Source organism: Pseudoruegeria aquimaris (genome assembly GCF_900172235.1).
Classification (GTDB): Bacteria; Pseudomonadota; Alphaproteobacteria; order Rhodobacterales; family Rhodobacteraceae; genus Pseudoruegeria; species Pseudoruegeria aquimaris.
In genome coordinates this window covers 79,833-98,253 of record NZ_FWFQ01000014.1, presented here as the reverse complement: position 1 = coordinate 98,253, position 18,421 = coordinate 79,833, and the positions used below count along the sequence as shown (strand labels likewise).

Annotated in this window: 19 protein-coding genes and 1 tRNA gene; 10 read left to right on the top strand and 10 right to left on the bottom strand. The window is 66.4% G+C overall.

Features of this window, described 5'->3' with window-relative positions; translation table 11 throughout:
* Window positions 1-543 precede the first annotated feature (543 nt).
* The 3 genes from msrQ to PSA7680_RS11100 form a co-directional block, all read right to left on the bottom strand.
* Window positions 544-1,197 (bottom strand): protein-methionine-sulfoxide reductase heme-binding subunit MsrQ, encoded by a 654-nt coding sequence (msrQ, locus tag PSA7680_RS11110; protein ID WP_085868777.1) that lies wholly within the window; start codon window positions 1,195-1,197, stop codon window positions 544-546.
* Window positions 1,181-2,116, bottom strand: a complete 936-nt coding sequence (msrP, locus tag PSA7680_RS11105) for a protein-methionine-sulfoxide reductase catalytic subunit MsrP (RefSeq protein ID WP_085868776.1) — start codon at window positions 2,114-2,116, stop codon at window positions 1,181-1,183. The genes msrQ and msrP overlap by 17 nt, the downstream gene beginning before the upstream one ends.
* A gap of 122 nt (window positions 2,117-2,238) precedes the next feature.
* Window positions 2,239-3,738 carry an FMN-binding glutamate synthase family protein gene (locus tag PSA7680_RS11100; protein WP_245824599.1) on the bottom strand — a complete coding sequence of 500 codons (1,500 nt, stop codon included), beginning with the start codon at window positions 3,736-3,738 and terminating at the stop codon, window positions 2,239-2,241.
* Window positions 3,739-4,063: 325 nt separating this feature from the next.
* Here PSA7680_RS11100 and PSA7680_RS11095 point away from each other — a divergent pair, with 325 nt between their 5' ends.
* Together PSA7680_RS11095 and PSA7680_RS11090 are read left to right on the top strand one after the other, a co-directional pair.
* A complete protein-coding gene (locus PSA7680_RS11095) occupies window positions 4,064-4,546 on the top strand; it encodes a fasciclin domain-containing protein (RefSeq protein WP_085868775.1) in 483 nt (160 codons plus the stop codon).
* Between the two features lie 80 nt (window positions 4,547-4,626).
* Complete coding sequence (locus tag PSA7680_RS11090) at window positions 4,627-5,115, top strand: fasciclin domain-containing protein (RefSeq protein WP_085868774.1); 489 nt, start codon at window positions 4,627-4,629, stop codon at window positions 5,113-5,115.
* Window positions 5,116-5,186: 71 nt separating this feature from the next.
* Here PSA7680_RS11090 and PSA7680_RS11085 read toward each other — a convergent pair whose 3' ends face one another.
* Window positions 5,187-5,846, bottom strand: a complete 660-nt coding sequence (locus PSA7680_RS11085) for an HAD family hydrolase (protein WP_085868773.1) — start codon at window positions 5,844-5,846, stop codon at window positions 5,187-5,189.
* Window positions 5,847-5,920: 74 nt separating this feature from the next.
* On the bottom strand, window positions 5,921-8,536 hold the full coding sequence (clpB, locus tag PSA7680_RS11080) for an ATP-dependent chaperone ClpB (protein ID WP_085868772.1): 2,616 nt from the start codon (window positions 8,534-8,536) through the stop codon (window positions 5,921-5,923).
* Window positions 8,537-8,751: 215 nt separating this feature from the next.
* Between clpB and PSA7680_RS11075 the strand changes: the two genes are divergently transcribed.
* The 5 genes from PSA7680_RS11075 to PSA7680_RS11055 all read left to right on the top strand — a co-directional run bounded on the left by PSA7680_RS11075 (window position 8,752) and on the right by PSA7680_RS11055 (window position 12,672).
* Window positions 8,752-9,021 carry a hypothetical protein gene (locus PSA7680_RS11075; RefSeq protein WP_085868771.1) on the top strand — a complete coding sequence of 90 codons (270 nt, stop codon included), beginning with the start codon at window positions 8,752-8,754 and terminating at the stop codon, window positions 9,019-9,021.
* 72 nt (window positions 9,022-9,093) lie between these two features.
* Window positions 9,094-9,801 (top strand): orotidine-5'-phosphate decarboxylase, encoded by a 708-nt coding sequence (gene pyrF / locus PSA7680_RS11070; RefSeq protein WP_085868770.1) that lies wholly within the window; start codon window positions 9,094-9,096, stop codon window positions 9,799-9,801.
* Between the two features lie 387 nt (window positions 9,802-10,188).
* Window positions 10,189-10,560, top strand: coding sequence for a winged helix-turn-helix transcriptional regulator (locus tag PSA7680_RS11065; protein ID WP_085868769.1), 372 nt, complete (start codon window positions 10,189-10,191; stop codon window positions 10,558-10,560).
* Window positions 10,561-10,622: 62 nt separating this feature from the next.
* Entirely contained in the window at window positions 10,623-11,507 is an 885-nt protein-coding gene (locus tag PSA7680_RS11060) for a hypothetical protein (protein ID WP_085868768.1), read from the top strand.
* Entirely contained in the window at window positions 11,419-12,672 is a 1,254-nt protein-coding gene (locus PSA7680_RS11055) for a DNA polymerase IV (RefSeq protein ID WP_085868767.1), read from the top strand. The genes PSA7680_RS11060 and PSA7680_RS11055 overlap by 89 nt, the downstream gene beginning before the upstream one ends.
* A gap of 82 nt (window positions 12,673-12,754) precedes the next feature.
* Here the strand turns inward: PSA7680_RS11055 and PSA7680_RS11050 are convergent, their stop codons facing one another.
* Window positions 12,755-13,618, bottom strand: coding sequence for an N-formylglutamate amidohydrolase (locus PSA7680_RS11050; protein WP_085868766.1), 864 nt, complete (start codon window positions 13,616-13,618; stop codon window positions 12,755-12,757).
* A gap of 151 nt (window positions 13,619-13,769) precedes the next feature.
* Between PSA7680_RS11050 and PSA7680_RS11045 the strand changes: the two genes are divergently transcribed.
* The 3 genes from PSA7680_RS11045 to PSA7680_RS11035 all read left to right on the top strand — a co-directional run bounded on the left by PSA7680_RS11045 (window position 13,770) and on the right by PSA7680_RS11035 (window position 14,585).
* Window positions 13,770-13,844: transfer RNA gene (locus PSA7680_RS11045), tRNA-Val, on the top strand.
* Window positions 13,845-13,912: 68 nt separating this feature from the next.
* Window positions 13,913-14,038, top strand: a complete 126-nt coding sequence (ykgO, locus tag PSA7680_RS11040; protein ID WP_085868787.1) for a type B 50S ribosomal protein L36 — start codon at window positions 13,913-13,915, stop codon at window positions 14,036-14,038.
* Between the two features lie 85 nt (window positions 14,039-14,123).
* Window positions 14,124-14,585 (top strand): GNAT family N-acetyltransferase, encoded by a 462-nt coding sequence (locus tag PSA7680_RS11035; protein ID WP_085868765.1) that lies wholly within the window; start codon window positions 14,124-14,126, stop codon window positions 14,583-14,585.
* Here the strand turns inward: PSA7680_RS11035 and PSA7680_RS11030 are convergent.
* From PSA7680_RS11030 to PSA7680_RS11015, 4 genes are all read right to left on the bottom strand, one after another.
* Window positions 14,582-15,373: a DUF2182 domain-containing protein gene (locus tag PSA7680_RS11030; RefSeq protein WP_245824598.1), complete on the bottom strand. Its 792-nt coding sequence runs from the start codon at window positions 15,371-15,373 to the stop codon at window positions 14,582-14,584. The genes PSA7680_RS11035 and PSA7680_RS11030 overlap by 4 nt on opposite strands.
* Window positions 15,374-15,425: 52 nt before the next feature.
* The gene (locus PSA7680_RS11025; RefSeq protein WP_085868763.1) at window positions 15,426-16,064 is read right to left on the bottom strand and encodes a DUF1326 domain-containing protein; all 639 of its coding nucleotides are present in this window, start codon (window positions 16,062-16,064) and stop codon (window positions 15,426-15,428) included.
* Window positions 16,065-16,311: 247 nt separating this feature from the next.
* Window positions 16,312-17,526 carry a phenylacetate--CoA ligase family protein gene (locus PSA7680_RS11020; RefSeq protein ID WP_085868762.1) on the bottom strand — a complete coding sequence of 405 codons (1,215 nt, stop codon included), beginning with the start codon at window positions 17,524-17,526 and terminating at the stop codon, window positions 16,312-16,314.
* An 8-nt stretch (window positions 17,527-17,534) separates the two neighbouring features.
* Window positions 17,535-18,410 carry an FkbM family methyltransferase gene (locus PSA7680_RS11015; protein WP_139838622.1) on the bottom strand — a complete coding sequence of 292 codons (876 nt, stop codon included), beginning with the start codon at window positions 18,408-18,410 and terminating at the stop codon, window positions 17,535-17,537.
* Window positions 18,411-18,421 lie beyond the last annotated feature (11 nt).

The window sequence follows — 18,421 nt, the reverse complement described above, 5'->3', positions numbered from 1 at the left end:
GAAGCTGTTCATCTCATCATCGAACCCCCGAAAGAGCCCTAGAGACCAGATATGCAAAACGTCGATCCGTCGATACAGACCAAACCGCCCGCATATCTCTTCAAGTCACCAATAATGTCAAAGAGCGGGGAGACAAAATCAACCGGAAGCGCCGCATTTCCTTGGCGCAACCCGCGTCATCATCTCCGAAGTTTCAACCCTAAATCCGTTCCGATCCTTCCGAAAACCCAAGCTTCCGTCCGTTCCGTCCCGGCCCCAGGGCCGCCCCGTCAGCGCCTCAGCGCCGCCGGTGAGGGGGCTTTTACGGAGACACGCAGAGAGTCGCAACACCAAAAATGAAGAAAATCACAAATCAATCCAATTTTTTGCGTAAGTGACTGATGTTAAAGTGGTTTTTGAGGAAACGCGCCACGGCGCCCGCTGGGTTCAGACGCCACGGCGGCACGCGGGAGCCGTCATGAATGGGCCCCGACACGCCGGGGGGCCAGTTCTCCACAGGGCTATCCACAGACTCGGACGATTCAGCGGGCTGAGAGAGGCGGGTCAGCCCTGCCGGCGAGTCGCCGTTCCACCGGAAATCCGGCCGAGGTGGTGCGGGCGGAGACGGGCGCCGAGCAGGGCGCAGACGATTCCGAAGTAGATCATTGGCTCGATCTGCCAGCCCTTCACCAGCATCAGGAAATGGATGCTCCCCGCCAGCACCGCGAAATAGGCCAACTTGTGCAGCCGACGCCAGGCGGCGGCCCCCATGCGCCGGATCGACAGGTTGTTGGAGGTGATCGCCAGCGGCACCATGGCGAGGAATGCCCCCATCCCGATGGTGATATAGGGCCGCTTCACGATATCGGCCCAGATCTGGGCGGGGATCTGCACGTCGAGCACGAGCCAGATCAGCAGGTGCAGGAAGATGTAGAAGAAGGCCACGAGGCCCAGCGCCCGGCGATAGCGGACCAGATTGATCCGGGCGAAGGTGCGCAGGGGCGTGATGCAGAGGCTGGCGATCAGAACCTGCAGACCCCAGAGCCCCATCCGGTGCTCCATCTCCTTCACCGGGTCCACGCCGAGCCCGCCGGTCAGCCCCTGCCACAGAAGCCAGGCCGGGGGCAGGCAGGCCAGCAGGTAGATGGGCCAGGCCGGCAGGCGGCGGGCCAGGCCGTTGATCCCGTCGGCCAGCGCCGCGCTAGTAGAACTTGGCAAGGTCCATACCCTTGTAGAGATCCATCACCTCGTCGGCATAGCCGTTCATCATCAGGGTCGGCTGGCGCCGGGCGATCAGCCCGCCCCCGACCTTGCGCTCGGTCGCCTGCGACCAGCGGGGGTGATCCACTTCGGGGTTCACGTTGGAGTAGAAGCCGTACTCGCGCGGGTTGGCCATGTTCCAGCTGGTGGGCGGCTCCTCCGCGGTGAGCGAGATGCGCACGATCGACTTGATCGACTTGAAGCCGTATTTCCACGGCACCACCAGCCGGATCGGCGCGCCGTTCTGGTTGGGCATGGTTTCGCCATACAGACCGGTGGCCAGGATGGTGAGCGGGTGCATCGCCTCATCCAGCCGCAACCCTTCGCGGTAGGGCCAGTCGAGGGTGCCACGCCGCTGGCCGCGCATTTCCTCCGGGCGCACCAGGGTTTCGAAGGCAACGTATTTCGCGCCAGACTGAACGCCTACGCGGGCCAGCAGCTGGTTGAGTTCGAAACCGACCCAGGGGATCACCATCGCCCATGCCTCCACGCAGCGGAACCGGTAGATCCGTTCCTCCATCTGCACGCCCTTCGTGAGATCCGCGAGGTCATAGGTGCCCGGGCGATCCACCAGCCCGTCGATCTTCACCGCCCAAGGATCCGTGGTCAGCGCGCCGGCGTATTTCGCCGGATCGTCCTTGCCGGTGCCGAATTCATAGAAGTTGTTGTAGGAGGTCACGTCCTCGTAGCTGTTGGGCTCCAGATCGGTGGAATACGGGCTCGGCACCGTATCTATCCTGGCGGCCTGCGCCGCGCCGCCGATCGATCCGACGGCGGCCGCCGCCCCGAGCCCGGCGATGAGGGAGCGGCGGTTCAGGAAGGCGTCCTTCGGGGTGACGTCCGCCCAGGTGAGATCGGTCTTGAAACGTGTGCGCATGATGCCTCCGGTGTTTGGGCCACATTCACCGAAGATAGGGCGCGCGTCCAAGTCATATGCCCGTGCCTCACGAAGTTGTTTGATCCCGCGAGGGCGCAAGGGGGGCCGAATGGCCGGCCGGGTCAATCCGTGAGATCCTCGAAGATCCGATCCATCCGCCGGGAGGTGCCGTCGTCCTGTACGATCCGGACGTGTTTGCGCCGCATCTGCCGCGGCTCGGAGACGCCGACGGAATGGGCGATGGTCTCCACGTCCTTGATGATGCCCTTGGCGTAGTTGGCCACCTTCTTGAACTTGTCTTCCACGACGAGCCCCTTCTGCAGGCGCGGATCGTGGGTGGTGATGCCGGTCGGGCAGGTGTTGCGGTTGCACTTCAGGGCCTGGATGCAGCCGAGGGAAAACATGAAGCCGCGCGCGCAGGTCACGAAATCGGCGCCGGCGGCGATCGCCCAGGCCACGTCGCCCGGGTTCACCAGCTTGCCGGAGGCCACCAGCCGGATCCGCCCGCGCAGACCAATTTCGTTGAGCAGGCTGGTGATGCGCGGCAGTGCCTCGCGCACGGGCATCCCGACGAGATCCATCAACGGCATCGGCGAAGCGCCGGTGCCGCCTTCGCCGCCGTCGATCGTCATGAAATCGGGAGCGCAATCCTCGCCCCGCTCCTTGATGCGCGTGAAAAGCGCGCGGAAGGGCTCCACCGAGCCGATCACCGTCTTGAAGCCCACGGGCTTGCCGGTGATCTCGCGGATGCGCACCACCATGTCGAGGAATTCGTCGATGTTGGCGATGTCCACGTGACGGTTGGGCGACAGGCTCGGCTGACCTGCGGGGATCCCCCGGATGGCGGCGATCTCGGGCGTCACCTTGGCGCCGGGCAGGATGCCCCCTTTTCCGGGCTTGGCCCCCTGAGCCATCTTGATCTCAAACATCCGGACCTGCGGATACGCGGCGATGGTGCGCAGCTTTTCTTCGTTCAGCGTGCCGTCATCGTTGCGGACCCCGTATTTCGCCGTGCCGATCTGGAAGACGATGTCGCAGCCGGAGGCGAGGTGATAGGGCGAAAGCCCCCCTTCCCCCGTGTTCAGCCAGATGCCGGCCTCCGCCGCCCCGCGCGAAAGCGCCTCGATCGCGGGCCGCGAGAGGGCGCCGTAACTCATGCCCGAGATGTTGAAGATGGACGGCGCGCGGTAGGGATGCCGCGCACCGGGGCCGATCAGCATCGGCTCGGTCGAGCCGACCTGATCGTCCAGCGGGGGAAAGGGCGCGTTCACAAAGATCGGCGTGCCCACGATGTTGAGGTTGCGAGTGGAGCCGAAGGCGATGGTGTTGCTCTCGCCGCGGGCCGCCCGCGTGACCCAATCCCTCTGCGCGCGGTTGAAGGGCATCTCCTCGCGGTCCATCGCGAAGAAATACTGGCGGAAGAACTCGCCCAGAGTGGTGAAGAGATGCCGGAACCGCCCGATGACCGGGTAGTTGCGCCGGATCGCGTCCCCGGTCTGGGTGCGGTCGATGATGAAGAGGATCACCACCACAGCCGCCGCGACCCCGAGGATGAAGACGAAGGCAAGCGCCAGCGTCTGCAGCGCGAGCGCCGCCCAATCGATCATGCGTTCCATTTCCATCCGGCCGCCCCTTCCGTCCACGCCGCAGCCGCGCAGGGGCCGCGAAGAACCATGTCGCCCCGGACTAAACCAGCCTACCCGCGCGCTGCACAGCGAAATTTTCCGCCGGTCCGGCAGATTCGATCGGCCGCGAGCCCCCGCGCATTCAGGGCGGATCACGGGCAGATCTTCACAATCAGTTGAGTTGCCGCGGGAAATCGGCGCGGCTTAGTCCGCCGCCTTTCGATTTCAAGGGCAGTCTTGCTGCGTCATCTTTCATCCAAACCGGCAGGGGCGCCGTAGCCGAAACATTGACTGACCGCGAACAACCAAAACGGAGTACATCATGTTTCGCAGAACTTTTGTCGCCCTCGCCGCTTCCGCAGCTTTCGCCGCCCCCGCCCTCGCGGACGGCCACGGCAAGGACATCGTGGACACCGCCGTCGGCGCCGGCAGCTTCACCACGCTCGTGGCCGCCGTTCAGGCAGCGGGCCTCGTGGAGACGCTGAAGGGCGAAGGCCCGTTCACCGTTTTCGCGCCCACCGATGACGCCTTCGCCGCGCTGCCGGCCGGCACCGTCGAAGAACTGCTCAAGCCCGAGAACAAGGATCAGCTCGTCGCCGTGCTCACCTACCACGTGATCCCGGGCAAGGTGATGGCCGCCGACATCGCCGGCAAGAAGATGGACGTCGAGACCGTCCAGGGCTCCAAGGCCATGGTCGATGCCACCGACGGCGTGATGATCGACGGCGCCAAGGTGATCCAGGCCGACGTGATGGCCTCCAACGGCGTGATCCACGTGATCGACGCCGTGATCCTGCCGAAGTGATCGCACCGATCGGGAGCGCGCCCGCCGCGCTCCCGGCATCGAACCACCCAAGAATTGAATGACCATCAGGGAGTAACCCCATGAAACGCCGTTCCGCCCTCAAGGCGCTTGCCGCATTCGGCGCCGTCGCCGCCCTCTCCGCCTGCGCCACGACCCCGCGCAGCCCGGACATCGTGGACATCGCCGCCGGCAATGACGATTTCTCCACCCTCGTCGCCGCCGTCGGCGCCGCCGGTCTGGCCGAAACGCTGAAGGGTGACGGGCCGTTCACCGTCTTCGCCCCGACGAACGAAGCCTTCGCCGCGCTGCCCGCCGGCACCGTCGAGAACCTGCTGAAGCCCGAGAACAAGGATCAGCTCGTCGCCGTGCTCACCTACCACGTGGTCGCCGGAAACTACCCGGCCTCGTCGCTCGCCGGCAAGCGCGGCGCGCTGACCACCGTCAACGGCAAGAACATCCACGTGGACGGCCGCAACGGCGTGAAGGTCAACTCCTCCAACGTCACCGCCGCCGACATCCGCGCCAGCAACGGCGTGATCCACGTGATCGACAAGGTGCTGCTGCCCTGACATCTGCCGGTTTGAACCGGAATACCACAGCCCGCAAGGAGGCAGCGGACGCTGCCTCCTTGCGCGTTGCCCTACAGCTGCAGAAGGGCCGGCAGCTGGGCCATGTCATCGAACAGAACGTCGGCGATGCCTTTGAAACGGTGCGCCGGCGTTTCGCGTGTGAAGCCGTAGCACGCCATGCCCGCGGCCTGCGCGGCGCGCGCGCCGGTGGGGCTGTCCTCCACCACGGCGCAGGCGCCGGGTGCCACGCCCATTTCCGACGCGATCCAGAGGTAGATGTCGGGCGCGGGTTTGGGGCGGCGCTGCGGGTGGGCCGGATCCTGAGCGGAGAAGGCGCGCCCGGCGAAGCGCGCCGCAAGCCCCGTGCGCCCGAGGGTCACTTCCATCTTTTCGATCCGCCCGTTGGAGCCGATCGCGTAGGGAATCCCCGCCGCCTCCAGCGCATCCAGCACTGCCACGACACCGGGGACCGCCTCGACCTCGCGCGCCAGAAGCGCGTAGAGCCGGCGGTAGTAGCTGTCCACCCAGTCGTCGGCCAGCGCCGCACCCCTGGCGCGCGCCGCCTCGAAGACGCCCTGCATCGTGCCGCCGATGAACATCTCCGTCACCTGCGCCACCGTCAGATCCAGCCCGTGCGCGGCAAGCTCGTCGCGCAGGAAGGCGAGCGTCGGGCGTTCGCTGTCCACCACAACGCCGTCGCAGTCGAAGATCACCAGGGACGGGCGGGGCATGGCGGCATTCCTCCGGGCACAAAAAAGCCGGGCACGAGGCCCGGCTTTCTTTTCGCCTTTTGGCTGGGTGCGGGTCAATGCACCACGGTCGCTTCCGGCGGACGGCGGTTGCTCGGGGCGATCCTGTCGCCCACGATCAGACCGTCGGCCCCCACGGTCACCGGCACGGTGGAGCCATCCAGCACGTCGCCAGCCAGCAGCATCTCGGCAAGCGGATCCTGCAGGTGGCGCTGGATCACCCGCTTCAGCGGGCGGGCACCGAACACCGGATCGTAGCCTTCGTCCGCCAGCCACTTGCGGGCGGCATCGTCCAGCTCCAGCGTGATGTTGCGCCGGGCCAGCCGCTTGGCCAGCAGACCAAGCTGGATGTCCACGATGCCGTCCATGTCGTCCCGGCTGAGACGATCGAAGATGATCGTTTCGTCGAGACGGTTCAGGAACTCGGGCCGGAAGTGCGCCCGCACCGCGTCCATCACGTCGCGCTTGGCTTCGGAACTGTCGGCCCCCTCCGGCAGCTGGCTCAGAGCCTGCGCACCGAGGTTGGAGGTCAGAACGATCAGCGTCTGCTTGAAGTCCACGGTGCGGCCCTGGCCATCGGTCAGCACGCCGTCATCGAGCACCTGGAGCAGCACGTTGAACACGTCCGGGTGCGCCTTCTCGACCTCGTCGAACAGCACGACCTGGTAGGGCTTGCGCCGCACGGCTTCGGTCAGAACGCCGCCTTCGTCGTAGCCGACGTAGCCCGGCGGGGCACCGATCAGGCGGGCCACGGCGTGTTTCTCCATGAACTCGCTCATGTCGATCCGCACCATGGCGCTGTCATCGTCGAACAGGAATTCGGCGACGGCCTTGGTGAGCTCCGTCTTGCCGACGCCCGTCGGGCCGAGGAAGAGGAAGCTGCCCAGCGGGCGGGCCTCGTCGTTCAGGCCGGCACGGGCCCGGCGCACGGCGTTGGCCACGGCGCGCACGGCGGCCTTCTGGCCGATCACCCGTTTGCCGAGCTCTTCCTCCATGCGCAGCAGCTTCTCGCGCTCGCCTTCGAGCATCTTGCTCGTCGGGATGCCCGTCCAGCGCTCCACGACCTGGGCGATCTGTTCGGGGCGCACGGCTTCCTCCACGAGCACTTCGTCCTCGCTGGATTCCGCCTCGGCCACCTTGCGCTCCAGTTCCGGGATCACGCCGTAGGACAGCTCACCCGCCTTGGCGAGGTTGCCTTCGCGCTTGGCGATATCGAGTTCCGCACGGGCGCGGTCCAGCTGCTCCTTCAGCTCACGGGCCTTGGCGAGCTTGTCACGCTCGGCCTGCCATTTCGCCGTCAGGGCCGCGGATTTGTCCTGCAGCTCCGACAGTTCCTTCTCGAGCTTTTCGAGCCGGTCCTTGGATGCCGCGTCGTCTTCCTTCTTCAGCGCCTCGGCCTCGATCTGCTTCTGCAGGATCTCGCGATCCAGTGCATCGAGCTCCTCGGGCTTGGAGTCCACCTCCATCCGCAGGCGGCTGGCGGCTTCGTCCACGAGGTCGATGGCCTTGTCGGGCAGGAAGCGATCGGTGATGTAGCGGTGGCTCAGGGTGGCCGCCGCCACGAGGGCGGAGTCGCTGATCCGCACGCCGTGGTGCAGCTCGTATTTCTCCTTGATGCCCCGCAGGATCGAGATCGTGTCCGTCACCGTCGGCTCATCCACCATCACCGGCTGGAAGCGGCGGGCAAGCGCGGCGTCCTTCTCGACGTATTTGCGGTATTCGTCGAGCGTGGTCGCGCCCACGCAGTGCAGTTCGCCCCGTGCAAGAGCCGGCTTGATCAGGTTGGCCGCATCCATCGCGCCATCGGTCTTGCCGGCACCCACGAGCTGGTGCATCTCGTCGATGAACAGGATGATCTCGCCGGCGGCCGCGGTGACCTCGGACAGCACGGCCTTGAGCCGTTCCTCGAATTCACCCCGGTATTTGGCTCCGGCCACCAGCGCGCCCATGTCGAGCGACATCAGCTTCTTGTTGCGCAGCGATTCCGGCACGTCACCGTTGATGATCCGCAGGGCGAGCCCTTCCGCGATCGCGGTTTTACCCACGCCGGGCTCGCCGATCAGAACCGGGTTGTTCTTGGTGCGGCGCGACAGGACCTGCATCGTGCGGCGAATTTCCTCGTCGCGGCCGATGATCGGGTCGATCTTGCCTTCCCGGGCGGCCTCGGTGAGGTCACGCGCGTATTTCTTGAGCGCGTCATAGCCTTCTTCCGCGCTCGCGCTGTCGGCGGTGCGGCCCTTGCGGATGTCGTTGATGGCGGTGTTGAGCTTCATCGCCGTCACCGCGCCGGCATCCAGCGCGTCCTTGGCCTTGCTCTTCACCACCGCGAGAGCGGTGAGGATGCGCTCCACGGTCACGAAGCTGTCGCCAGCCTTGGTGGCGATCTTCTCGGCCTCGTCAAGGACCTTCGCGGTCTGACTGTCGAGGTAGATCTGCCCGGCGTCGCCGGACACTTTCGGCATCTTGGCAAGGGCGGCGTCCAAAGCCTCGACGACGCGTTCGGGCGAACCGCCCGCGCGTTTGATCAGGTTGCTCGCAAGCCCCTGGTCGTCATCCATCAGTGCTTTCAGAATATGTTCGGGTGCCAGCCGTTGGTGGCTTTCCCGCATGGCGATCGTCTGGGCGGCCTGGATGAACCCCCGCGACCGCTCGGTGAACTTTTCGAAGTTCATGAGCTGTCTCCTTTTCTAAGCGTCCCGTCTGGCACCCGCCCTGCATCAGGCACGGCCGCCGGTGGACCTTGCACCTGATGTGGGTTCACGCTCCCGTTACGTCAAGAATTCCGCCGCCCGAAAATCGCCAGATCTGACGATTTTTTCGGGATATTCACCTTACCTGGCGAGGCTCGCGCAGGCAAAAGCTTACGCGTGTAAAGAGTGTGCGAGCAATGATCATAACCCGAATCGACGTGTCCATCAGCGGGCGCAACGGCGCCTACCAACGAGGCCATGTCGTCTTTGAAATCCAGGAGGACGACGGCACGGAGCCGCGGCTGCTGCACCTGCATGCCAGCGCCCGGGCTCCGGCCTCAGCGCCGGCGCAGGAGATGGAAGCCCTGCTCGCGGAAGATGCCATCGCGCGCCTGCGCCGGATGCCGGACGTGAAACGCGTCACCCTGCGGCTCGCCGACGGCAGCCAGCCGCGTTTCAGCGCCTGAGCGCCCGCACGGGAGGTTGACCGCGCCCGCGCAGGCGGGGAAAAGGGGTCGAACCAGCAGGAGCCTTCCGCCATGACCAGCCCCCCTTCCGACGATCGCCTCATCGTAGCCCTCGACGTGCCGAACGCCCTGGCCGGGCTGAAACTGGCCGAGCAGTTGGGAGAGTCCGTCAACTTCTACAAGATCGGCCTCGGGATGCTCACCGGCGGCGGCCTGGCGCTGGCCAACGAGCTCAAGCAGGAGCACGGCAAGCGCATCTTCCTCGACATGAAGCTCTTCGACATCGGCGCGACGGTTGAATCCGCCGTCCGGGGGCTGGCCCAGTTCGATCTCGATTTCCTGACCGTGCACGGCGACCCCCATGTCGTGCGGGCGGCCGCCGAGGGCAAGGGCGGGAAGGATCTCAAGATCCTTGCCGTGACGGTGCTGACCTCGCTGGAACGGGGCGATCTGGACGAAGCCATGATCGAGGCCGGCGCCGTGCTCGACATCACCGTGGAGCGTGCCGCGCGGGCCCTGGCCGCCGGGGCGGACGGCGTGATCGCCTCGCCCCGTGAAGCCGCCCTGATCCGCGCGCTGCCGGAAGCGCAGGGCAAGCTGATCGTCACGCCCGGCGTGCGGCCCGCCGGCGCCGCGCTCGGCGATCAGAAACGCGTGGCCACGCCGGCGGCCGCGCTGGCGGACGGGGCCGATCACATCGTCGTCGGCCGGCCGATCTGGCAGGCGGAGGATCCGGCCGCCGCCGCGAGGGCGGTCCTCGACGAGATCGCCGCTGTCTGACGCTGCCCTGACACAGCCTGAACGCGGGCCGGCGATCCGCCGCCCGTCCCGCCGCCGCAAGGGCTGAATTCAACCATAGATGTTCTTTCCCCCGCCCGCTTTCCGGCTCTGGAAGGCGGGCGGATCATGATTCGCACCGGGTGGCACCACACCCAGCGCGGCTGGCCTCAGGTGCCTAAACCTTTACAAAACGTTACAAAATCGGTCTTAATGACACGATATTGCCCCGCCCCCATCTTCCATTAGTCATTTTTTCATTGCTGCACCCCAATAAGTAGTGCGCACCCCGCCCCTCTCTCTGCTAGGTTACCGATGGTAACCAACTAACGGACGGTCACTGGCTGGCCCTCCGCAACCTCGAAGACCACTCGTGCGAGGGAGAGAGACATGACGACGATACGCCAACACCCGAATCCACCCTGTGCCACCCGGGATATCCTGCGCCGCATCACCGATGGCTGGAGCCTGCTCGTCCTGATCGAGCTGTCCAAGGAGAAGAAGCGCTTCAACCAGCTGCGCGACTCCGTTTCCGGGATTTCGCAGCGGATGCTTGCGGTGACGCTGCGCCACCTCGAACGCGACGGCCTCGTCTCGCGCACCGTCCTGCCCTCCTCGCCGCCCCACGTCGAATACGCGCTGACGGCCCTGGGCCAATCCCTCGTGCCCTCGCTCAAGCCCCTGCAGGTCTGGGCCGAAAATCGCCAGCCGGACATCCACGCCGCACGCGACCGCTACGACCGCACCCGCCTCACCGCCTGACAAAGCGCATCCCGCTGCCACAGCCCGCGCACTCGGGCTTTCTCACATCCGGAACGAATACAATGCTCAGCACCTCGCCCCAGTGTCGCCCTGCACAGCGCCCGCAGGCTCCGTGCCAGAAGGAAGGCATCGTCGCCTCCTATCTCACCATCCGCCAAAGCCTCGGCTACATCGGCCTCGCCCTCCCCGTCGTCCTGCTCGTGGGCGGCCTTGCGGGAAACGAAGGGATCGCCCCCTCGATCAGCCACTTCTACTACACCTCGATGCAGGACGTCTTCGTCGGCGCCCTCTGCGCCATCGGCGTCTTTCTCATGGGGTCGTGGGGGCCCGACAGCCATGATGCCGGCTTCATCACCCACAAGCGCGTCTCGCGCATCGGCGGCGTCGGCGCCATCGGGCTGGCCCTCGTGCCCACCCACACCGACAAACCCTTCGAATGTTCCTTCGTGCAATGCATGACCGGGATGCAGACGGGCAGCGACATCCACCACGTATTCGCCGGGCTGTTCTTCCTGTCCATGGCCCTCTTCTGTCTCTTCCTGTTCTACGAGCGCGAAGAGGACGGCACCGGCGATCACGCCCGCATGGCCCTGCGCAACCGGATCTACAAGGGCAGCGGCGCCGTGATCCTCGTGGCCATGGCCGCGCTCTACACCTACCGGATCTCCTCGCCGGAAACGAAAGCGGTGATGGACGCCAACAGCTACCAGTTCTGGATCGAAAGCATCGGGGTCTGGGCCTTCGGCCTGTGCTGGCTGATCAAGGGCCATGCCTTCTCCGCGCTGAACGACAGGGATCTGCCGCCACAGGCCGTGAACCTGGATTGCGAGCCGTCCCGGCCCAAGATATCCTTGGCCTATGCCCGCGCTCTGCCGAAACTGCCTCACGCAATTCCCGTCCGGGCCCCGGTGCCCGCACTGCGCAAGCCCGCGCATCGCCGCGCATGAAGAGCTGAACAGCCTGGCGATCGCGCATATGGATTGCGATGCCTTCTACGCCTCGGTGGAGAAGCGCGACAATCCCGAGCTGCGCGATCGCCCGGTGATCATCGGCGGCGGCAAGCGGGGCGTCGTCTCCACCGCCTGCTACATCGCCCGCATCAAGGGCGTTCGCTCCGCGATGCCCATGTTCAAGGCGCTGCAGCTCTGCCCGGAGGCCGTCGTCGTGCGGCCCCGGATGGCCGCCTACGTGGAGGCCTCCCGCGCCATCCGCGCCATGATGGACGAGCTCACGCCCGATGTTGAGCCGCTGTCGCTGGACGAAGCCTTCATGGATCTCACCGGAACGGAAGCCCTGCACGGCGCCCCTCCGGCGGCGATGCTGGCACGGCTGGTGAAACGCATGGAAGACGAACTGGGCCTCACGGGCTCCATCGGCCTTTCCCACAACAAGTTCCTCGCCAAGGTCGCCAGCGATCTCGACAAGCCCCGCGGCTTCTCGGTGATCGGCAAGGCGGAAACCGCGGCTTTCCTGCACGACAAGCCGGTGAGCCTGATCTGGGGAGTCGGCCAGGCCTCCCAGGCCGCCCTCGAAAAGGCCGGCATCCGCACCTTCGCCGATCTGCTGCGCTGGGAGAAAGAGGATCTGACCCGCCGCTTCGGCGCCTCCGGCACGCGCCTCTGGCACCTGGCCCGCGGCGAGGATCGCCGCCGCGTCTCCGCCCGCGCCCCGGTGAAGAGCCTGTCCAACGAAACCACCTTCTTCGAAGATACCGCGGATCCCGACGTGCTGGACGGCCACATCTGGCGCCTCGCCGAGAAAGTGGCCGCCCGCGCCAAGGCCAAGGACATCGCCGGCCGGGTGGTGACGCTCAAGCTGAAACGCGCCAATTTCGCCCTGCTCAGCCGCCGGGTCTCGCTGCGCGAACCCACGCAATCCGCCGACACGCTCTACCGCACCGCGCGCCGCCTCTTCGATCAGGTCGGCGACAAGGGCCCCTACCGCCTGATCGGCGTCGGGCTGAGCCAGTTGGAAGACGATGCGCAGGCGGATCTCTCCGGCGATCTGCTCGATCCCGGCGCCGCCGCCCGCCGCAGGGCCGAAGCCGCCACCGATGCCATCCGCGCGCGCTTCGGCGCCGACGCCATCATCAAGGGCCGCGCCCTGCGCTGAGCCCTTTGCGCCCCTTCTTCCTCTCGCTCCAAATACCTCGGGGGCGCGGGGGCAGAGCCCCCGCCCTTGCATCAGCGCAGAGCTATTCCGCCGCCAGTTCCTGCGGCCGCCGGCGCCCCATGTCGGCGATCTGGGCCGTCACCGACCCCATCAGCCGCCGGAAGGCGTGGAAATTTCCGTTGGGGCGGATCATCGCTTCATTCATGTAGAGCGAGCGGTCGATCTCGACCTGGATCACGTGCTGGCCGCTGGAAGGGCGCCCGTAGTGTTGGGTCACGAAAGCGCCGGCGAAGGGAGAATTGCGTGAAACGCGCAGGCCGGCGGCGGTGAAGGCCTCCTCGATCCGGTCCACGATCTCGCCATCCGCCGCCGCGCCGAAGCGATCGCCCAACACGACGTCCGGCCGCGGCTTGCCCCGGCGCGCGATCACGTCCAGTGCTTCGTGGGGCATCGAGTGGCAGTCGATCAGGATCGCCTCGCCGAAGCGGGCCCGGCTTTCGTTGAGCAGCTGTTGCAGCGCGTCATGGTAGGGCCGCCAGTAATCCGCGATTCGCGCATGGGCTTCCTGCAGCCGCATCTTGCCGCGATAGATCTGCCGCCCCTGTGCCACCACGCGCGGGATCACCCCGAGGCCCGAAGCGATGCGCGGGTTGTGCGACACGCGGCGCACCCCTTCCACCACGGCCGGGTCAAGCTCGTCGGCACTGCGGTTCAGATCCACGAAAGCCCGCGGCATCCGCGCCGCCAGAAGTGGCGCACCGAACTCGGGAGCCTTGGAAAACAGGACATCCACGAAGGCATCCTCCGAGGAACGCAGGGTCCGTTCGTCCAGAACCGTCTTGCGCTGGAACGCCCACGGGTAGTGCCGCCCCGAGTGCGGCGAGGCAAAAATCACCGACGTATCCCTGCGCACAGGCACCGTCAGATCATAGGCCGTCTTCTCCATTCGCGCTCCATTTCCGTAAAAAAGACTGTGCCGCATTTTTTCTCGCTCCAAAACCCTTGAACCCCCTCACGACTCCGAATATAGAGCGCTTCACCGACGCGGACTGCCCGCGTCCTATTCATTTAGGGCGCATGGTCCGCACTGGTCAGACGGGCGATTAGCTCAGCGGTAGAGCACTTCGTTGACATCGAAGGGGTCACTGGTTCGATCCCAGTATCGCCCACCATCGTTTGACCTTCGGAACCGAGTTTGAAACCCAAGGCGCACGCGCGCCGCGATAAGATGGAGAAGGCAATGAAAGTTCGGAACTCTCTCCGTTCGCTCAAGAACCGCCATCGCGACTGCCGCATCGTGCGTCGCAAGGGCCGCGTTTACGTCATCAACAAGACGCAACGCAAGTTCAAAGCCCGCCAGGGCTGAGGCGAACGCCAGAACAAGAAAGGGCCGCCCCGGATCACTCCGAGGCGGCCTTTTTCTTTGCCCGGTTCCCGGCGGGAGAAAAGGAATGCGCCACGCAACAGCCGCAGACCACGCCGCCCTCGGGCAGGTGATGTTCGCCGCCATCCACGCGCAGGGCAGCCCCTACTCGGCGGCCCAGTGCGCGGCCTGGCTTCCCGCGCCCCCGCACGGGCCCGAATGGGAGACCCGGCTCGCCGCGCAGATTGTCCTGCTGGAAGACGGCCCGGAGGGGCCGCAGGGATTCGTTTCCCTCACGCGGGCAGGATACGTCGATCTGGCCTTTATCCTGCCGCAGGCGCGGGGCACCGGCCTGTTCCGGCGCCTGATGGAGGGGCTGGAGCGAGAGGCGGGACGCCAGGGAATCACCAGGCTGACGACCCACGCCAGCCTTGCCGCCGAAGGGCCCTTCCTCGCCCTCGGATTCACCGCCACTGCCCGCGAACGGATCACGCGCGCGGATCAGGCTCTGGAGCGCTGTGCGATGGAAAAGCGCCTGAGCGCAGGCTAACCCGCGAGAAGCAGCCACCCGCCCCAGAGGATCAGAACGGCCCCGCCGGCCAGCGTGAGCCACACCCCGTGGGGCGCGGCCTTCTCCACAAGCACCCAGACCGCGAGGCCGGCAACCCACCACAGGTTCATGATGCCGCCGACGAAGAGCAGCGCCATCAGCGCCCAGCAGCAGCCAAGGCAGTAGACCCCGTGGCGCAGCCCCAGGCCCAGTGCTCCGCCGGCGCCGGGCCGGTGGTGCCGGGCAAGGAACTGCGCCGGGGCACGGCAATGCCTCAGGCAGGCCTGCTTCAGCGGAGAAAACTGGTACAGTCCCGCAAGCAGGAGCACCGCCCCGGCCATCCCCTTGCCGTGCAAGCTCATCATGGGGGCATTCATCAAGGGCGAAGCCGAAAGCAGCCATTGCAGCCCCGTCGCAAGGGCGCTGAAGACTGCCCAACAGGCAAGATATCCGAACAGGAAAACCCCGCAGAGCCACGCCGCCCGCGCCGCATCCGGGCCGGTGCGCTTGAGCGCCGTGTAGAGAAGCAGCGTCGGGGCGGCGCTGGGGATCATCATCGCCACCATCATCACCCACCACATCAGGAACACGAGCAGCGCATAGCCCGCCGTCCAGCCGCGCCCCGGCCCCATCGGCATCGGCTCGCCCACCGGGCGCGCCATGCGGGTCATCTCCAGGGCCGACATCTGCATGCCGACGCCAAAGACCGTGTAGGCCGCGGCCAGCAGCGTCACCGCCCCGGCCGCCAGGGCCACGATCCACTGATCGCGCTTCAACCAGCGTTCCAACGGCGCAGCCCCGGCACCCCGCCCGCTCTCAGGCCCAAATTCAGGCCCGAATTCAGGCCCTGACAACGCCCGCGCCCGTCAGGTGAAGGTCGGCGAAATGCGCATGCGTTCCCGAGTTCTTCGCGAGCGAGATCGCGCCGCCCATCGTCCGCGTGCTGCCCTTCGCCATTTCGGCACGGGCAAATTCGAACCCGTTGGGCAGGTTGATGGAGATCCGGTGGGGATCGCCCGTCACGATGTTGGGAATGGGCACGGCATCAATCTCGAACACACCCTCGACCCGCACTCTCCCCTTGCGCGCGTCTGTGTCCATTTCGACGGACATCGGCGCGGTCAGCGTCGGGTGGCGGTTTGGCGCCATGGCCGAAAAGACGAACCACATGGTGGCCATCTCGTTGGTGTCCTGCCCCGTCATGATGGCCTCCAGCGCGGCCACCTGCTCGGGCGTGGCACGCGAATCGATGATCAGCTGCATCTCGCCCTGGCCTTCGTGGATCGCGCCGGGCCACTTGTAGGTGCCCGCGGCCATCAGGCCGTCGAGCGTCACGTCGCCGTAGTGGCCTTTCTCGATCTGATAGAACACCGCGGCCTCGCATGTGCCATCGCTCGGCAGCACGCCGAATTGGCAGGGGCAGCCGAAGTTGCAGTTGCAGTTCGCCAGTTCGCGGCCCTGAATACGCCAGTCCTTCATTGGAAATACCTCACGCTTTTCCGACCCGGCAGGACGCCGGGTTCCCGCCTGCCCGACAGGCTTGCGGAGCCTCAAAATGACTTGTGGTGCAAATTTCCTTCGTGAGCCCGAAAGTGGAAGAGCCGGCGCCAGTCTAGCACGAAACGCCCTGAATCCCGAATGCGGCCGCGCCGGGCGGGCCAAGCCGCTGGGGTTGATACCGGAATCAGGCGGCCACCCCCGGCCAGGGGCGGGGAATCACCCCGGCTCAGTCGTAGACGCGTTGATCGTCGATCACCTTGCCGTCGTTGGGCAGCGAGCCCGGCGCGACGATCTCCACCCGCCCCTTCAGCTTGAGCGTCTGCTGCACCCCCTCGGCATAGCGCTCGGGGGCGTTGGCCTCCGTCTCGATCCGGACCGTCATCACGTCCATCTCGCCTTCGCGCGTCGCGATCACGCGGGCGCGGGTGACTTCGGGATAGCGGGCCACGAGATCGGCCACCTGTTCGGGGCGCACGAACATGCCCTTGATCTTCGTCGTCTGATCGGCGCGCCCCATCCAGCCCTTGATGCGCATGTTCGTGCGCCCGCAGGGGCTTTCTCCCGGCATCACGGCCGACAGATCGCCGGTGGCGAAGCGGATCAGCGGGTAATCCGGGTTCAGCGTGGTGACGACGACCTCGCCGACCTCGCCGTCGGGCACGGGATCGCCGGTGCCGGGGCGCACGATCTCCACGATCACGCCCTCATCCACGATCATCCCCTCCTGCGCCGGGCTTTCGTAGGCGATGTTGCCCAGATCCGCGGTGGCGTAGCATTGCAGGCAGGCAATACCGCGCTCGGCATATTCAGCGCGCAGCGAGGGAAACAGCGCGCCGCCGCCCACGGCGGCCTTCGTGATTTTCAGCGGCAGGCCCATCTCGGCAGCCTTGTCGAGGATCAGTTTCAGGTAGTCGGGCGTGCCCGCGTAGGCGGTGGCGCCGATGTCATGGGCCGCGCGCACCTGCAACTCGGTCTGGCCCGTGCCGGCCGGGATCACGGTTGCGCCGACGGCCCGCGCACCGCTTTCGAAGATCATGCCCGCCGGTGTCAGGTGATAGCCGAAGCAGTTCTGCACGATGTCGCCGGCGCCGATGCCGCAGGCGTGCAGGAAGCGGCCCATGCGCCACCAGTCGCCCCCCAGCCGGCCCGGCTCGTAGATCGGCCCCGGCGACTGGAAGATGTGCTCGAAGCCGGCATCCGCCGCCGCGAAGCCGCCGAGCGGCGGATGGGCGGCCTGCGCCTTTCCGATCTCGGACTTGCGCAGCACCGGCAGGCCGGCCAGGTCCGCCCGGCTCAGGATCGACCCGGGCGCAACCCCCGCCAGGCTCTCCGCGTAGCCCGGCAGGCCCTGCGCGCGGGCGATCTGCTCGGGCAGGTTCGCCGCGATCCAATCGGCGCGGTCTTCGGCGCTGCGGGTTTCGAGATCATCGAAGAAAGACATGTCTGCTCCTAGTCGGCCTGAACATCTTGGTGCGGGTGGCGGCGGAATTTCGGATGGGACTCGGGCCCATCGGCCCGTTTGAGCCCCTGCACCGGGCGCGCCTGCGGAACGCAGAGCATGTTGATGCAGGTGACGTTCCCGAATACGTCCTCGGCATTGTTCTTCCAGTTTCCGGGGCTGAACAAAGGCGCGCGGTGCCAGTAGCCCGCATAGCCGAATTCCGACAGCAGCCCGCATAGCGCCTCGGCGCTTTCCGGCTGGTCGGCCTCCAGATACAGAACCGGCGCATGGGTCCGGATGAGGTTCCGTGCCCCGCGCAGCAAATCCGCTTCGTGGCCTTCCACATCGGCCTTGATCAACGCGAGCGACGTGCAACGGATCAGCTCGTCCAGGGGCTGGAGCGGCACGGACACGGCGCCATGCCCGGCCCCGGCCTTCTCCATGCGTTCTACGGAGAGGCTGCCGAAATTGTAGGCACTGTCCGTCCGGATGCGGGGCATCGCGATCCTGCCGGGCGCGGCGGAAACCCCTGCATTGATGACGCGCACGTTGCCGCATCCGTTGAGTACCGTGTTGAACGAAAGCAGCGCCGCCGTCTCGGGCATCATCTCGATCGCGAACACGAGGCCCTGCGGACCAACGAGGCGCGAGAAGGGCACAGTATGCGCACCGATGTTCGCCCCGGCGTCCACGACAGTATCGCCGCTGCGGACCACCTGCCCAAGCAGGGCGATTTCCGCCGGGCACCATTCCCCGTAGGCCTCCAGAGAGCGGCCGACGTAGATATCCTTCGGAAACGCCGCCATCGCCCCGTAACGGGTGGCGTGAAGCGCCGTGCCCGGCGGTGCGGGAAAAGCGGGCGTATCTGCGGTCGGGTCGTTCACCAGTGGAAAGC

What these genes read in the sequence shown, in the direction of transcription:
- msrP (WP_085868776.1), bottom strand. Translation starts at nt 2,116, where the DNA reads ATGCGCACACGTTTCAAGACCGATCTCACCTGGGCGGACGTCACCCCG.
- PSA7680_RS11100 (WP_245824599.1), bottom strand. Translation starts at nt 3,738, where the DNA reads ATGGAAATGGAACGCATGATCGATTGGGCGGCGCTCGCGCTGCAGACG.
- PSA7680_RS11095 (WP_085868775.1), top strand. Translation starts at nt 4,064, where the DNA reads ATGTTTCGCAGAACTTTTGTCGCCCTCGCCGCTTCCGCAGCTTTCGCC.
- PSA7680_RS11090 (WP_085868774.1), top strand. Translation starts at nt 4,627, where the DNA reads ATGAAACGCCGTTCCGCCCTCAAGGCGCTTGCCGCATTCGGCGCCGTC.
- PSA7680_RS11085 (WP_085868773.1), bottom strand. Translation starts at nt 5,846, where the DNA reads ATGCCCCGCCCGTCCCTGGTGATCTTCGACTGCGACGGCGTTGTGGTG.
- clpB (WP_085868772.1), bottom strand. Translation starts at nt 8,536, where the DNA reads ATGAACTTCGAAAAGTTCACCGAGCGGTCGCGGGGGTTCATCCAGGCC.
- PSA7680_RS11075 (WP_085868771.1), top strand. Translation starts at nt 8,752, where the DNA reads ATGATCATAACCCGAATCGACGTGTCCATCAGCGGGCGCAACGGCGCC.
- pyrF (WP_085868770.1), top strand. Translation starts at nt 9,094, where the DNA reads ATGACCAGCCCCCCTTCCGACGATCGCCTCATCGTAGCCCTCGACGTG.
- PSA7680_RS11065 (WP_085868769.1), top strand. Translation starts at nt 10,189, where the DNA reads ATGACGACGATACGCCAACACCCGAATCCACCCTGTGCCACCCGGGAT.
- PSA7680_RS11060 (WP_085868768.1), top strand. Translation starts at nt 10,623, where the DNA reads ATGCTCAGCACCTCGCCCCAGTGTCGCCCTGCACAGCGCCCGCAGGCT.
- PSA7680_RS11055 (WP_085868767.1), top strand. Translation starts at nt 11,419, where the DNA reads ATGCCCGCGCTCTGCCGAAACTGCCTCACGCAATTCCCGTCCGGGCCC.
- PSA7680_RS11050 (WP_085868766.1), bottom strand. Translation starts at nt 13,618, where the DNA reads ATGGAGAAGACGGCCTATGATCTGACGGTGCCTGTGCGCAGGGATACG.
- ykgO (WP_085868787.1), top strand. Translation starts at nt 13,913, where the DNA reads ATGAAAGTTCGGAACTCTCTCCGTTCGCTCAAGAACCGCCATCGCGAC.
- PSA7680_RS11035 (WP_085868765.1), top strand. Translation starts at nt 14,124, where the DNA reads ATGCGCCACGCAACAGCCGCAGACCACGCCGCCCTCGGGCAGGTGATG.
- PSA7680_RS11025 (WP_085868763.1), bottom strand. Translation starts at nt 16,064, where the DNA reads ATGAAGGACTGGCGTATTCAGGGCCGCGAACTGGCGAACTGCAACTGC.
- PSA7680_RS11020 (WP_085868762.1), bottom strand. Translation starts at nt 17,526, where the DNA reads ATGTCTTTCTTCGATGATCTCGAAACCCGCAGCGCCGAAGACCGCGCC.